Source organism: Campylobacter sp. RM15925 (assembly GCF_012978775.1).
Taxonomy (GTDB): Bacteria; Campylobacterota; Campylobacteria; order Campylobacterales; family Campylobacteraceae; genus Campylobacter_A; species Campylobacter_A canis.
The window spans coordinates 120,855-134,316 of sequence record NZ_LIWP01000001.1 but is presented as its reverse complement, the minus strand read 5'-3'; the positions used below and the strand labels follow the sequence as shown (position 1 = coordinate 134,316).

Genomic DNA, 13,462 nt, shown 5'->3' with positions numbered 1-13,462 from the left:
CTGAGTATATCAAATTTTAATTAATATAAATTTTTTATATTTTAACGGAGTCGCCTATAAATTCCATCCATTTTTTGTAAATTTGCTCTATCTTAAAGCTATCGGCTTTAAGGTTTGCATTTTTTACGAATTTTTCTCTTAACGCATCGTCATTTACAAGAATTTCTATCTTTTCGCTAAGCGCTTTAGTGTCATCAATCGGAACCAAAAAGCCATCCACGCCATCTTCTATAAGCTCACTAGCTCCTGTTGTTGCGGTTGCAATTCTAGCGCAGTCAAAAAATATGCTTTCTATCAAAACATTAGGAAGCCCTTCCGTTTTAGAGCTTGAAACAATGATCTTAGAACGCTCGTAAAGCGAAGCTATATCTTCGGTTTGACCGACAAATTCGACATCTATATGTAGATCGTGAGCTATAAGATCAAGGCGCTGTTTTTCATCGCCCGATCCGGCTATAACGATTCGGTAATCCTTTAAAATTTCTTTATCTATTAAACTAATTGATTTTAAAAAGACGTCACAGCCCTTAAGAGCCACTAACCTACCTACAAAAAGTATTATATTTTCTTTAGGCAAACCCTTTTTACTGGCTTCAAACATAGGGTTATACATAACTGTTTTATTTTTTACGAATTTATAGTAGTCAAAATCGCTCTTAGTAAGCACCGTAAGGCCTGTTGCATAAGGATAAAGAAGGCGTCTTAACCACACCCAAAGCTTAGGTTTAAGAAAGCTTGAACTTGAATGCTCGCTTATAAAAAGCGGCTTGTTTATAAAGATATTCGATAGTATTACATTTATATTCGTGCTATCCATAAAAGATATCACAAGATCGAAATTTCCATCTTTAATGAGTTTTCTTTGGTAAAAAAACTTCTTAATCCGCCTAACAAAATTGGTAAAAAATCCCTTCTTAAGCATAGGATAAGGAAGATCTATAAGCTTAACTCGCTTGTCGATATCGTAAAAAGAAGGTTTTGAGTCAAATTTAAGCAAGGTAACATCATGAAAATTTGCAAAATATCCGGACAATATCGCCATAACCCGCTCGGCACCGCCCGCTTGCATAGTCGATATCACAAACAAAACTCTCATTATTTATCTCCAAAATTTATTTATAACCTTGCAAAAAACAATTAAAATTCATAAAAAAGAAATTGGCATTTTATAAATTTCATCCTTTATAACTGCTTACTTTTTCTTTTTAAAAATTCGCTCATAGCCTTTAAATTTGGCTTCAAAACGAGTCGATAAAATGTATTTTACCGAATTAAAGTAAGCTTTTAAATTTTGTCTTTCATAGCCCCTTATATCTCTTGCCTCTTGGATAGCCGAACTACTTAGATCAACAGGATGAGCAAAAATATCGCTAAAATACATCTTAAGTCCGTTTTTCTTAAGCAGATAGTTCCAAAAATCAGTCGTGCAAATAGCCTCGTTGTGCGTTTGAAGCAACGCTTTAGCACTTGATTTTGTAACTATATAAGCCGCCGCCCTATAAATACTTGAGCGCGAATGCTTTGAAACTTCATAAAGCTCGGCATTAAGCCTTTTGCCAAATGCGCTAAATCTTCCGTCAAGTCCGTCCTGACAACCGCATATCAAAATCGAATTTTCACATATATTTTGAGCAAGTTCAAAGGATTTTTTAATACCCTCATCATCTCCCATAACATCATCTTCAAGGATAAGAGCAAATTTTGACTCGCTTTTTAAAAACTCCTCATAAGCCTTCATGTGAGAAAGCGTACACCCTATCTCAGTCGGGCTTAAAAGCTTGCCGTAAGCTTTAAATGAGGCAACTGCATATTTAAAATACTCCATTGCGTTCATGATCCTACCGTCAACAGCCTCGATAAGCGTAAATTTATCATAGTTTTTAAACCGCTCTTTTAACTTTTGTCTGCGAGATTCATCGCTTTTTAAGGAGATTAGAAAAATTTGATTATCCACTTTAAAGCCTTTTAAATTTACTCTTTATTTTATTCAACAAAGCCGTCCGCTCATCTTTGCTAAAAATTAAAAATAGATTAATCCCGTATCCTGCAAATAAAAATATCAGCGAAAAACAGATAAATCTCGTCCAATTTGTAATCTCAACAAATTTAGCAGCCCCGCCAAAAACCGCGCAAGTCAGTGCAAACATGGCTAAATTTCTAAAAAACAGCGGATAAAAAGCACTCAATCTTATACGCAAATTTAATGCAGCGTTTATAAGATCAAAGCAAACTATGCGAATAGAGTAAAATATCGCTCCGACAACGACAACTCCGTAAATTCCATAGTCGCTAAATTTCAAAATCCAAATTTGAGCGGCGATAGTGCTCACTCCCAAAATAGTATTTGCTATCGCGGGTCGGCGCAGTTTATTTGTCGCGCTATCTATGTTAAACAGCGCAAACACATAGCCTATAAGCAAGATCGGAACAAGAGTTATGATAGAAAGATTATAGATCAAATTTATCTCATCACTCGTTTTAAACGGCAGCCAAAGAGTGTAAAATTCCAGCCCGAAAACCACAAAAATAGCTACAGGAACGCTCATGATAAAAGCAACTACCTTCATGGCAAATTTCGCTTCAGCTATTAGTGCGCGCAGGTTTTTTTGAGAGTAAAGTTGCACGAATTTAGGCGCAAAGATCGTACTAAGCTGAGCCACAAAGCTTTCAAGTATGATAGGAGCGGCCTTTGCTACGGCTAAAATTCCCGTCAAATTCGCGTTTAAAAAGATATTGCAGATAAATAGATCCATTCCCGTTAAAAGTATGCGGTTTAAGGCGTTAAAACTATTCCAAATTCCCGAGCTTGCAAGCTCTTTTATCATCGAAAAATTAAAATTTGAAAGAGTAAATTTAAGCTCGGGAGTAATTTTTGAAGAGATAAAAACGGTGCTAAAAAACACAAAAACCGAAGATGCAAGCGCAGAAATTGCGATATAGGCTATCATCGGCTTAAAAAAGTAAAAAAGAGCCACGATAAGAGCGGCTAAAATCACCATGGAAATAGCGTTTCGAACGGATATCAGATAAAGCTTATTTCGCACGAAGGCGCATACGGAGATTACGCCGTTAAAAAGCCCTACGCAAAAATTTATAAAATAAAATATAAAAGTAAGTCGCACGTCATACGTAAGATATTCGGGTACGTTTAAAACGCGGCTTAAATTTAGGATAAAAACTGCCGAAATAGCGGCTATAGCAAATGAAAATATTATATTTACGGCTAGAACCGAGGAGTAATAGTCATTTGCCTTTTTTATATCGCCTCTGTGCCACTCATACGCGACAAATCGTCCGCTTACGGAATTTATAGCAACCGTAACGACCGAAGCGTATGCGACGATAGCGTTAGCAAGCCCGACAAAGCCGTAGGCCTCGTTTCCAAGGCTTTTTAGTATATAAGGGGTTAGAAAAAAATTTATCCCCAGATATACGATAAAAACGACAACCGAGCTGATTAAATTTATAAACAAATTCTAAAGTCTCGCATCGGCTTTTGGATAGATATTTTTGATATCATAAACTAGCGTATCGCTTAAATTTAGTCCTTTAAATTTATCGTGAGCTACCGCTATAACTACGCAGTCATAGTTGCTTGCATCATAATTTTCAAGCGGATTTAAGCCATACTCTTTTTGCACTTCTTGAGCATCCGCCCAAGGATCATACACGTCAACTCCGCAACCAAAATCCTTAAGCTCATCTATAACGTCTATAACGCGAGAATTTCTTATATCGGGGCAATTTTCCTTAAAGGTAAGTCCAAGCACAAGTACTTTAGCGTCGCTTATCTTAACGCCGTTTTTTATCATCAGCTTTATAACTTCACCAGCTACGTATCTGCCCATATTATCGTTTATTCTGCGTCCTGCAAGGATAATTTCAGGGTGAAAGCCAAGCTCTTGAGCTTTGTGGGTAAGATAGTAAGGATCCACGCCGATACAGTGACCTCCCACTAGACCCGGGCGAAAATTTAAGAAATTCCACTTCGTGCCCGCAGCTTCTAAAACCGCGTTTGTATCGATATTCATCTTATTAAATATCATTGCAAGCTCGTTAATAAAAGCTATATTTATATCGCGCTGAGTATTTTCTATAACCTTTGCGGCTTCTGCTACCTTAATGCTTGGGGCTTTATGAGTGCCTGCGGTAATTACGCTTGCGTAAATTTGATCGATCTTACCTGCTATCTGCGGTGTTGAGCCTGAGGTGATTTTTTTTATTTTAGTTACGGTGTGCTCTTTATCGCCCGGATTTATACGCTCAGGAGAGTATCCGCAGTAAAAGTCCTCATTAAATTTAAGCCCCGAACTTTCTAAAATAGGCACGCAAATTTCTTCCGTAACGCCCGGATAAACTGTGCTTTCATATACTACTATATCGCCTTTTTTAAGCACTTTCGCCACACTTTGGCTAGCTTTTATGACAGGCGTCAAGTCGGGGCGTTTGTTTTTATCTATAGGCGTGGGGACGGTAACGATAAAAAGCCTACAATCTTTTATGTCATCCAAATCGGTGCTAAATTTCATCCCGTTTTCTATCGCTTTTCGCATCTGATGGCTATCAAGCTCAAGTGTGCGATCAAATCCATCCTTAAGCTCTTGTATGCGAGATTTATTAATATCAAAACCTACTACATTATATTTCTCGCTAAAGGCTGCCGCTAGCGGTAGTCCGACATATCCTAGACCGATTACTGCTATTTTCATCTTATCTTGCTACCTCTGCGCGTTTTTCATCTATCTTTTGATAAATTTTATACTTTACTATGACATCTTTAGGCGCTTTAATGACAATCGGCGTATAACTATCATAATCAAACATCTTTGTAAAAGAGTAATGAACAAACTTTTTACTCTTTTTGCCGTCAGGACACAACATCATAGTTGAGGCAAGCTCAGCTTTGGCGTCAAATTCATAAAGCGCAATAGGCTCTTTTGAAGGCTTTTCTTTGAGCTTTCCGCCTCCTAAAAAGTGATTGTTGCAATCAACTTTAAGCTCTTTACCGAAGATCACTTCAATCTTATAATCTCTTTCACTTTCAAGCTTTTTAAGCTCTATTTTATTATCTACTAATTGGCTGCTAGCAAAAATAACCACTGGCAAGGCTAGTAAAAATGTGAATTTCTTCATGATTTTACTCCTATTTGAAAATATTTAAATCCAAGATCTTTTAAAATTTTAGCATTGTACTGATTTCTTCCGTCAAAAATCACAGGATTTTTCATGCGATTTTTCATCTCATGAAAATCAGGCGATCTAAACTCGCTCCACTCCGTTAAAAGCACCATACAGTCGCTCTCATCAAGTGCGTCATATTTACTTTTTACATATTTTACGGTTGAATTTGGAAGATATTTTTTAGCCTCGTTTATCGCTTTTGGATCATACGCTATGATATCCATCCCCTCTTTTTCAAGCAAATTTATAAGAGTAAGTGAGCTAGCCTCTCTCATATCATCGGTATTTGGCTTAAAAGCAAGTCCCCAAAGAGCTATTTTTTTGCCTTTTAAATCGCCTCCGAAAAACTTATAAATTTTATCAAATAAAACTCGTTTTTGAGCCTTATTTCTGGCTTCGACAGCATTCAAAAGCTCAGGCTCAAATCCGTTTTGTCTAGCCGTATAGATAAGAGCCTCTACATCCTTTGGAAAGCAGCTTCCGCCGTATCCACATCCCGGGTATATGAAGCTATAACCGATTCTAGAGTCGCTTCCTATGCCTTTACGCACCAAATTTACATCAGCTCCCACTCTTTCGCAGATATTTGCTATCTCGTTTATAAAGCTAATTTTGGTAGCAAGCATAGAATTTGCAGCGTATTTAGTCATTTCAGCCGACTTTACGTCCATAGCGATAAACCTATCGTGATTTTTCATAAAAGGCGCATAAAGCTCTCTCATAACCTCTTCACCCCAACTGCTGCTAGAGCCTACCACAACGCGATCAGGCTTTAAAAAATCCTCAATCGCAGCTCCCTCTTTTAAAAACTCAGGATTGCTAACGACTTCAAATTTTATATCCAAATTTCTATTTTTAAGCTCGTTTGCGATAATCTTGCTCACTTTTTCGCCTGTTCCTACAGGCACGGTTGATTTATCAACTATGATCATAGGATGAATCATGTGTTCGCCTATGTTTTTTGCAACCTGAAGGACGTATTTCAAATCAGCCTGTCCGTCAGCTCCCATAGGTGTTCCGACCGCTATAAAAAGCACGCTTGCATGAGCTAAAGCCTCTTTTATATCGGTGCTGAATTTAAGAGTTTCGTTTTCAAAGCACTCCTTAACCATCTCGGCAAGTCCAGGCTCATAGATAGGCACTACGCCTTGTTTAAGTGCGTTTATCTTAGCTTCATCGACATCTACGCATATCACGCTATTTCCCATTTTAGCTAGACATGCCCCGCTTACAAGCCCCACATAACCTGTTCCTATAACTGCTATTTTCATATTTTCCTTTCCCATTCAAGAGCTGTTTTAACGATAAGTGCTAGATCATCGCGCTTTGGCTTCCAACCGGTTAAATTTCTAATCTTTTGTGATTTGGCTATAAGCACGGCGGGATCTCCTTCTCTGCGAGGAGCATCTATTACCTTAAAATCAACTCCGCTAACTTCTTTAACCGTTTTTATCACGTCTCTTACGCTAAATCCTCTACCATATCCTACGTTAAATACTTCGCTAGAGCCGTTTTCAAGGTATTTAAGCGCAGACAGATGCGCATCTGCAAGATCGCTTACGTGTATATAATCTCTTATGCAAGTGCCGTCATCCGTATCGTAATCACTTCCAAATACACTCATTTGATCTCGCTTACCAAGCGCCGTTTGAGTGGCTATCTTTATAAGATGAGTGGCGTTTGGATAGTTTTGCCCGATAAGCCCTTCTTCATCGGCTCCCGCTACGTTAAAATATCTTAAAATAGCAAATTTAAAGCTCTTATTTGCCGCTGCATAATCTTTTATAATCATCTCGCTCATTAGCTTGCTTCTGCCGTATGGATTTATCGACTCGGGCGATGTTAGCTCGTCAACCTCTCTTATATCGGGCTCACCGTAAACGGCAGCCGTTGAAGAGAAGATAAATTTATTTACGTTAAATTTCTTGCAGTAAATTAAAATTTTAGCTACATTTGCGGTGTTATTTAGATAGTATTTAAGCGGATCTTGTGTGCTTTCAAACACCTCTATAAATGCCGCAAAATGAATAATGGCATCAAATTTTCCTTCAGCAAAAATTTGAGTTAAATCATCTTCCAAATTTGCATTTACAAACTCGAATTTATCAAGCTTTTTAAGTACTTCAATCGCCTTTAATGATCCTTTACAGAGGTTGTCTATGACGGTTATATTGTGCCCACCCTCTTTTAAAAGCGCCTTTAAAACATGAGAGCCTATGTAACCGGCTCCTCCTGTTATTAAAATATTCATCAAAAACCTTTGGCATAAATTTTGCTAATTTTATCAAATGTCTTATTAATAAAGAGTAATAAAATATTTGGTATTTTTAATGATATTTAAACTCTATTTAATTAGTAACTTATTTGTTACAGAAGCGTTTTTACTAGAGTATTTATTATTATATTTAACTTTTTTTTATCAAGAATTGACATAAATCAATTAATTTTTCATTTAAAGACTGTATCATTGCTCAATATTATTTTATCCATAAGGAGGTTTTTTGAAAGTCATACAAAAGGCTAAAAAGCAACCTTATTTCTTGGCTACACTCATCCTTGTGCTTAGCATAGGTGTTGTTTTAGGTCATGGGCTTTATACCTTCGTATATGCAAAAGGATTTTCATATATGAGCGATGATCCATTGGCTTGCAAAAACTGCCATGTTATGAATCAGGTGTTTGAAAGCTGGGAAAGAGGCGGTCATCAGCACGTTGCAACCTGTAACGATTGTCATGTCCCTCATGACTTTATAGGCAAATGGATGATGAAAGCTGAGAGCGGCTTTGGGCACAGCTACGCTTTTACAGCTAAAGATAACCCTGTACCTTTTACGGCTAACGCAAAGAGCAAAAGGGTCATCCAAAACAACTGCATAGAGTGTCATGGAGAGTATGCCGCAGCCTCGGTAAATGCTAAAGCTCACGGCGGCGATGCAAATATCCAAAACGAATCATTAAGCTGCGTATCTTGCCACAGGCAAGTAGGTCATGCTCATAATTACTAATACAACATCAAGGAGTTAAAATGAAAAACAAGCTATTTTTTAGCATAATTTTTATTATAGCTGTTATCGGAGGTGCGGCAATGTTTGCACTATTTAGCGATATCAGTGAGAAAAAGGCGCAAGAGAGGCATTATCCTCTAATGCTTAACAAAGTTAGCGACTTAAACCCTGATATCAGAGAGTGGGGCAAAAATTTCCCGACTCAATACGATGACACGGTAGCTATGAAAGATATTTTCTTTGAAACGCCTTTTGCCGGTTCGCTTCCATACAGCAAGCTTATGAGATGGCCTGCAGCTACGGTTTTCTGGCAAGGATATGCATTTGCGGTAGATTATAACAGACCTAGACTTCATTTTTATTCTCAAATTGATCAAATCGAAACTATGAGAAATAATAAAGAGTATCTAAACGCTCACGGCCTTCCTGCATTTAACGGACAACCGGGATTTTGTGTAAACTGCCACACCGGACACTTAACTGCAATCATGAACGATCCTGATTACGATAAAATTTTACAAGCTAATCCTACCGAATCAAGCAAGCTTGAAATGGGCTTTTTTGAAGTAGATAAAGAAAACGGAGAAAAAAGAAAGCTAGCTTGGACGAAGATGAACTCTATTCCATATTTTGACGTTATGAAAATGGTTGAAGAAAAACACGGTAAAGACCCTTACGGCGGCTCGCACCTTGGTTCAAGCTGTGCTGACTGCCACAACCCTGACGATATGAGCTTAAGAGTTACAAGACCGGGCTTTGTTAATGCAATGGTTAAGCGTGGCTATGAGGCCGATTTAAAACAAGGAATTAAGGCCACAAGAGCCGAAATGAGAGATTATGTCTGTATGCAATGCCACGTTGAATACTACCCTGGATTAAACGCGGATCTAGTTTTCCCATGGTCAAAATGGCCTAAAGACGAACCTTTTAAAATAGAGATGTTTGACGAATATTTTGACGAAGTGCATGATAAAGGTCTATTCCAAGCCGATTATAGGCACAAACAAACAGACGCTAAGATGATCAAGATGCAACACCCTGAAGCAGAGCTACACTCAACCAGCGTTCACTCTAGAAGCGGTGTAACATGCGTTGATTGCCATATGCCTTATAAAAGAGTTGGAGCTACGAAAGTTACAAACCATACAATTCAAACTCCGTTTGCAGACATAACGGCTAGTTGCAAAACTTGCCACATGCAAAGCGAGGACGAGCTAAGAGATAGAATTATGTTTATACAAAATCGCCACGCTCACGAGCTTAGAAATTGTGAAAACGATCTATTATCTCTAATCGAAGATCTAAAAACCGCAAGAGCGGAGCTAGCTAAACATAAAGATTTTGCGGGACTTAATGCCGATGAGCAGAAAAAGGCTATAAGCGAAGTGCTAAAAGAGCCGTTATGGATGCAAAGAAAAGCTCACATCAGATGGGACTTTGCGTTTAGTGAAAACAGCTATGGATTCCACGGACCACAAGAAGCTGCAAGAATCACAGGTCAATGCCAATCGGTAGCAAGAGAGGGTCAGCTACACCTAGCTAACGCCTTATCTAAATACGGTATAACAATAGCTCTAACACAACAAGCTACTATACCTGAGCCACCTGCCAAGATTGAGCTTCACCATGGTCTAGTCGGCACTCCTCCGTCAGACAGACTAAAGAAACTTGACGAAGATGTTAAAAATCTAAACTTTAAATAAGAAGTTTTAATCGCCCTATCCGAACTATTCGGGTAGGGTTATTTTACTCAAATTAACTTTTCAATCAACTTGTTATAATCACTAATTACTCTAAAATCACAAAAATGAACCCGCCTAGATAACTCTATAAAATTTTTCATTCAATATTTCATCATAATTTTTATCAAAGCTTCAAACGTAAAGAAGATTAGACAAGATAGAAGCAGTCAGCCCAAAACCGCTCTAAGTATAGGGCAAGCATCAAGCGTATTTTACGCCAATATGGAAAACAACGCTCACGGCAAGCACTTTAACCTGCTACATCTATTTAAGCTATCCAAACTCTTTAAATGTGATATTTGCGATTTTTAAAGGATACCGAAACGGAAAAATAAAAAAACATAGATGAAATTTGATACTAACCAATATTTATAAAGCTTTAACTCATCTGGAAGCTACAAAACCCGAAAATAAATATAAATCGCAACTTTTAAATTTAAACCACAAAAATTATAAAATTTAATGCAAATCCTCGTGTTTAAAGCAAGTCAAACAACCTTTTAATCCCTTCTTGCCCTTACAAAAACAGGAAATCTAGGAAGTCCATTTGCGGTTAAATTTTGAAATTTGTATGTTATCACTTCGCCGATTTTTGGTGGATTTATGCGCTCCTCATCGCTAAAACCTGAGCCTATCTTAAAACGCTTTTTATCGCTCGTTTCGCAAGTTACGGAGCCTAATTTGCCTTTAAATTTGCCACTGCCTTCATTAAGCGAAACGACCTTGCACTCTGCGTCTTTAAATTTTTTATATTTCATATCGTTTTTACTTCTGCCGTGATAATAGGCTAAATTTGGCTTGCGAACCACCACGCCTTCGCCGCCAAGTGCAATTATATCATCTAAAATTTCTTCAAGATGAGCATTATTTCTTAATTTTATCTGCTTGATTATCTTTATTTTTTCGCAGCTAAGCTCATTTTTCAGTAGAAAATTTTCAAGCTTTTCAAGGCGTTTAAGCAATCCTTTTTCATCGCTTGGAACGTCAAAAATATAAAATTTTATCTCTTGCCAAGCCTTTTCATCGGGATTTTTATCCATCACTATCGACTGGATTTTTTCAAACTCGCCTCGCTTTGTATAAAGTTCGCCGTCAAGCGCAAAAGGCGGAAAATACAAAGTGAAATTTTTAGGAGCGTTTATCTTTTTACCGCTTCTTGAGAGTAAATTTTCTCCGTCCCAATAAGCTCTAACACCGTCAAGCTTTTCGCTTACTAGATACCCGCTTACGTCTCTTTGATCAAATTCGCTAAGTTTTAAAAGCTCAAATTTTGTGTTTTTACCTGCTTGCTCGCTAGCCAAAGAAGGCAGAACAAGAGCAGCAAAAAACAGCAAAACAAGAGTAAAAATTCTCAAATTTTAACTCCGTAAAATTCCACATACCACTCTATAAATTTCGCCACGCCATCATTTACGCTTGTGCTTGGCTTATAATCAAAGTCGTTGATAAGCCCGCTCACATCGGCATATGTAGCAGGCACGTCACCGGCTTGTATAGGCATGAAATTTTTCTTTATCTCGCGCCCGATTTTTATCTCGATAGCCTTTATATAATCCATCAGCTCAACAGGATTATTATTGCCGATATTGTAAATTTTATAAGGCGCTTTTGATGTGGCGGGATCGGGATTTAAGCCGCTCCAAGATTCGTTTTTGCTCGCGGGATTATCAACGCATTTAATTATGCCTTTTACGATGTCATCGATATAAGTAAAATCGCGCTTCATCTTTCCGTGATTAAAGACGTCTATCTCCTTATTTTTAAGCGCCGCATCGACAAACAAAAACAGCGCCATATCAGGTCGCCCCCAAGGTCCATACACCGTAAAAAACCTAAGTCCCGTAGTCGGCAAGCCAAAAAGATGGCTATAAGTGTGCGCCATAAGCTCATTGCTCTTTTTGCTTGCGGCATATAAGCTTATAGGATGTTCTGTGCTGTGCTGAGTGCTAAAAGGCATCGTTTCGTTTAATCCATAAACCGAGCTTGAGCTTGCGTAGACAAAATTTTTAAGCTCAAATTTGCGTGCGCACTCAAGCAGATTTACAAAGCCGACTAGATTGCTTTGTACGTAAGCGTGAGGGTTGATTAGCGAGTAGCGAACTCCGGCTTGAGCGGCTAAATTTACGACACAATCGAATTTAAATTCGCTAAAAAGCCTTTCAAGCACGGCTAAATCAGCTAAATCGGCTTTAATAAAATGTAAATTCGGATATTTTTTAGATATTATGAGCTCATTTTCTTTGATATCTTGCCTGCTAAAGCCCGCGTTTTCAAGCCTTGCATATTTTAAATTGACATCATAATAGTCATTTATATTATCAAACCCCACGACCTCATCGCCACGCTTTGCAAGCGCTAAAGAGAGGTGATACCCTATAAATCCCGCGGTTCCCGTTAATAAAATTTTCATCTGCATTCCTTTTGATTTAAGCATATAAATTCCGTCTAAATTTAAAAGACACAACTACTCCTCGTCGATATTTATTTCCGGTAGTTTTTCTTCAAATTTAGGCTCGGCTTTTGATTTTGATTTAACCTCGCCTCCTTTTTTTACTAAGCCTTCAAGTCCGCTCTTTGCCAAATGCTCATCAAGCTTGCCGACATCAATAGCCTCGAACTCTTCATAAACCTCATCACAAGCGTCCTCTTCGCAATCCACAATCTCATAATCAAGCTCGCCTCTTAATCTCGCAAGCTCCATATCCACAGCCTCGCAAAAAACCGGAGTATAACTCATCTCAGGGCAGTTTTTAAGCAAAAATTCACTCATTGTGGCTAAGAAGTCTGCATAATCCTCGCTTGTTAAATTTCCGCGCAAAAGCTCGTATTTAAGGAAAAGCCAATATGTATTTAAAGTGTCTGATTCGCAGTATTCATTTATCTTGGCAAGCTCACCTCTAAAAAACATATCAGTTACCTGATCGCCATGCACGTCGTATTTGCCCGGCAAATTTAAGCTCGCACAAAGCGTATCAAGCTTAAGTCCGCTAACGGCGCGAAAATCACTGATATGATCAAGCAAATCAAGATGAAATCGTCCGTCATAACGGCTTCGGTAGTTCTCCCATTTGTTTTTGTTAAGCTCTTTATTTTCACTCTCGAAGTAAGCCGGACTTGAAAGATTATATCTCATGGCACGCACCATTATCATAGGCAGATCAAATCCTCGCCCGTTAAAGCTAACTAGGCGCGGGTTGTGTTCGTTTAAAAATCCTATAAATTTAGCCAAAATTTCATGCTCATTGGCTCCTTTCATCGTGCTAACTCGCAAAAATTTACCAAATTCATCCGCCATAACGGCAGAGATAGCAACAACTTTATGAAAACACACCGGCAAAAACTCGCTTCCGCTAAGCTCTTTTTGAGCTGCAAACGCCTGCTTACAAACGCTCAAATCATCGCCCTTATAGCCATAAATTTGGCGTAAAAGCGCCACATCGGGAATGGTCTCGCAGTCAAACACGCAGATATAATTTTTAGCCATTTCAAACCTTTTTTAGCCAAATATTTGTAAAATCATATCAAATTTTAAGA

At 38.1% G+C, this 13,462-nt stretch carries 13 protein-coding genes; 3 read left to right on the top strand and 10 right to left on the bottom strand.

Annotated elements, in window-relative coordinates:
- Positions 1 to 34: 34 nt before the first annotated feature.
- From CDOM15925_RS00700 to galE, 7 genes are all read right to left on the bottom strand, one after another.
- The gene (locus CDOM15925_RS00700) at positions 35 to 1,096 is read right to left on the bottom strand and encodes a glycosyltransferase (RefSeq protein WP_169940085.1); all 1,062 of its coding nucleotides are present in this window, start codon (positions 1,094 to 1,096) and stop codon (positions 35 to 37) included.
- A 96-nt stretch (positions 1,097 to 1,192) separates the two neighbouring features.
- On the bottom strand, positions 1,193 to 1,954 hold the full coding sequence (locus CDOM15925_RS00695; RefSeq protein ID WP_169940083.1) for a glycosyltransferase family 25 protein: 762 nt from the start codon (positions 1,952 to 1,954) through the stop codon (positions 1,193 to 1,195).
- Between the two features lies 1 nt (position 1,955).
- Positions 1,956 to 3,473: an MATE family efflux transporter gene (locus CDOM15925_RS00690; protein WP_169940081.1), complete on the bottom strand. Its 1,518-nt coding sequence runs from the start codon at positions 3,471 to 3,473 to the stop codon at positions 1,956 to 1,958.
- A 3-nt stretch (positions 3,474 to 3,476) separates the two neighbouring features.
- Entirely contained in the window at positions 3,477 to 4,709 is a 1,233-nt protein-coding gene (gene tviB, locus CDOM15925_RS00685) for a Vi polysaccharide biosynthesis UDP-N-acetylglucosamine C-6 dehydrogenase TviB (RefSeq protein ID WP_169940079.1), read from the bottom strand.
- 1 nt (position 4,710) lies between these two features.
- Positions 4,711 to 5,133, bottom strand: a complete 423-nt coding sequence (locus tag CDOM15925_RS00680) for an ecotin family protein (protein WP_169940077.1) — start codon at positions 5,131 to 5,133, stop codon at positions 4,711 to 4,713.
- On the bottom strand, positions 5,130 to 6,452 hold the full coding sequence (locus CDOM15925_RS00675; protein WP_169940075.1) for a UDP-glucose dehydrogenase family protein: 1,323 nt from the start codon (positions 6,450 to 6,452) through the stop codon (positions 5,130 to 5,132). The genes CDOM15925_RS00680 and CDOM15925_RS00675 overlap by 4 nt, the downstream gene beginning before the upstream one ends.
- Entirely contained in the window at positions 6,449 to 7,432 is a 984-nt protein-coding gene (gene galE, locus CDOM15925_RS00670; protein ID WP_169940073.1) for a UDP-glucose 4-epimerase GalE, read from the bottom strand. Before galE ends, CDOM15925_RS00675 begins: the two co-directional genes overlap by 4 nt.
- Before the next feature lie 250 nt (positions 7,433 to 7,682).
- Between galE and nrfH the strand changes: the two genes are divergently transcribed.
- The 3 genes from nrfH to CDOM15925_RS10005 all read left to right on the top strand — a co-directional run bounded on the left by nrfH (position 7,683) and on the right by CDOM15925_RS10005 (position 10,240).
- Complete coding sequence (gene nrfH, locus CDOM15925_RS00665) at positions 7,683 to 8,186, top strand: cytochrome c nitrite reductase small subunit (RefSeq protein WP_249934646.1); 504 nt, start codon at positions 7,683 to 7,685, stop codon at positions 8,184 to 8,186.
- A gap of 20 nt (positions 8,187 to 8,206) precedes the next feature.
- Positions 8,207 to 9,889 carry an ammonia-forming cytochrome c nitrite reductase subunit c552 gene (locus CDOM15925_RS00660; RefSeq protein WP_169940071.1) on the top strand — a complete coding sequence of 561 codons (1,683 nt, stop codon included), beginning with the start codon at positions 8,207 to 8,209 and terminating at the stop codon, positions 9,887 to 9,889.
- Between the two features lie 150 nt (positions 9,890 to 10,039).
- Positions 10,040 to 10,240 (top strand): XRE family transcriptional regulator, encoded by a 201-nt coding sequence (locus CDOM15925_RS10005; protein ID WP_502707270.1) that lies wholly within the window; start codon positions 10,040 to 10,042, stop codon positions 10,238 to 10,240.
- Between the two features lie 188 nt (positions 10,241 to 10,428).
- Here CDOM15925_RS10005 and CDOM15925_RS00655 read toward each other — a convergent pair whose 3' ends face one another.
- From CDOM15925_RS00655 to CDOM15925_RS00645, 3 genes are read right to left on the bottom strand one after another with little or no spacing between them, the layout of a single operon-like run.
- The gene (locus tag CDOM15925_RS00655; RefSeq protein WP_169940069.1) at positions 10,429 to 11,283 is read right to left on the bottom strand and encodes a DNA ligase; all 855 of its coding nucleotides are present in this window, start codon (positions 11,281 to 11,283) and stop codon (positions 10,429 to 10,431) included.
- Complete coding sequence (locus CDOM15925_RS00650) at positions 11,280 to 12,338, bottom strand: NAD-dependent epimerase (protein ID WP_169940067.1); 1,059 nt, start codon at positions 12,336 to 12,338, stop codon at positions 11,280 to 11,282. The genes CDOM15925_RS00655 and CDOM15925_RS00650 overlap by 4 nt, the downstream gene beginning before the upstream one ends.
- Before the next feature lie 54 nt (positions 12,339 to 12,392).
- Positions 12,393 to 13,412, bottom strand: coding sequence for a 3'-5' exonuclease (locus CDOM15925_RS00645; RefSeq protein ID WP_169940065.1), 1,020 nt, complete (start codon positions 13,410 to 13,412; stop codon positions 12,393 to 12,395).
- Between the last annotated feature and the right edge of the window lie 50 nt (positions 13,413 to 13,462).

Bases quoted from the DNA above. Each gene is read 5' to 3' on its own strand.
- CDOM15925_RS00675 (WP_169940075.1), bottom strand. From the start codon at position 6,452: ATGAAAATAGCAGTTATAGGAACAGGTTATGTGGGGCTTGTAAGCGGG.
- CDOM15925_RS00650 (WP_169940067.1), bottom strand. From the start codon at position 12,338: ATGAAAATTTTATTAACGGGAACCGCGGGATTTATAGGGTATCACCTC.
- tviB (WP_169940079.1), bottom strand. From the start codon at position 4,709: ATGAAAATAGCAGTAATCGGTCTAGGATATGTCGGACTACCGCTAGCG.
- CDOM15925_RS00660 (WP_169940071.1), top strand. From the start codon at position 8,207: ATGAAAAACAAGCTATTTTTTAGCATAATTTTTATTATAGCTGTTATC.
- galE (WP_169940073.1), bottom strand. From the start codon at position 7,432: ATGAATATTTTAATAACAGGAGGAGCCGGTTACATAGGCTCTCATGTT.
- CDOM15925_RS00645 (WP_169940065.1), bottom strand. From the start codon at position 13,412: ATGGCTAAAAATTATATCTGCGTGTTTGACTGCGAGACCATTCCCGAT.
- CDOM15925_RS00700 (WP_169940085.1), bottom strand. From the start codon at position 1,096: ATGAGAGTTTTGTTTGTGATATCGACTATGCAAGCGGGCGGTGCCGAG.
- CDOM15925_RS00680 (WP_169940077.1), bottom strand. From the start codon at position 5,133: ATGAAGAAATTCACATTTTTACTAGCCTTGCCAGTGGTTATTTTTGCT.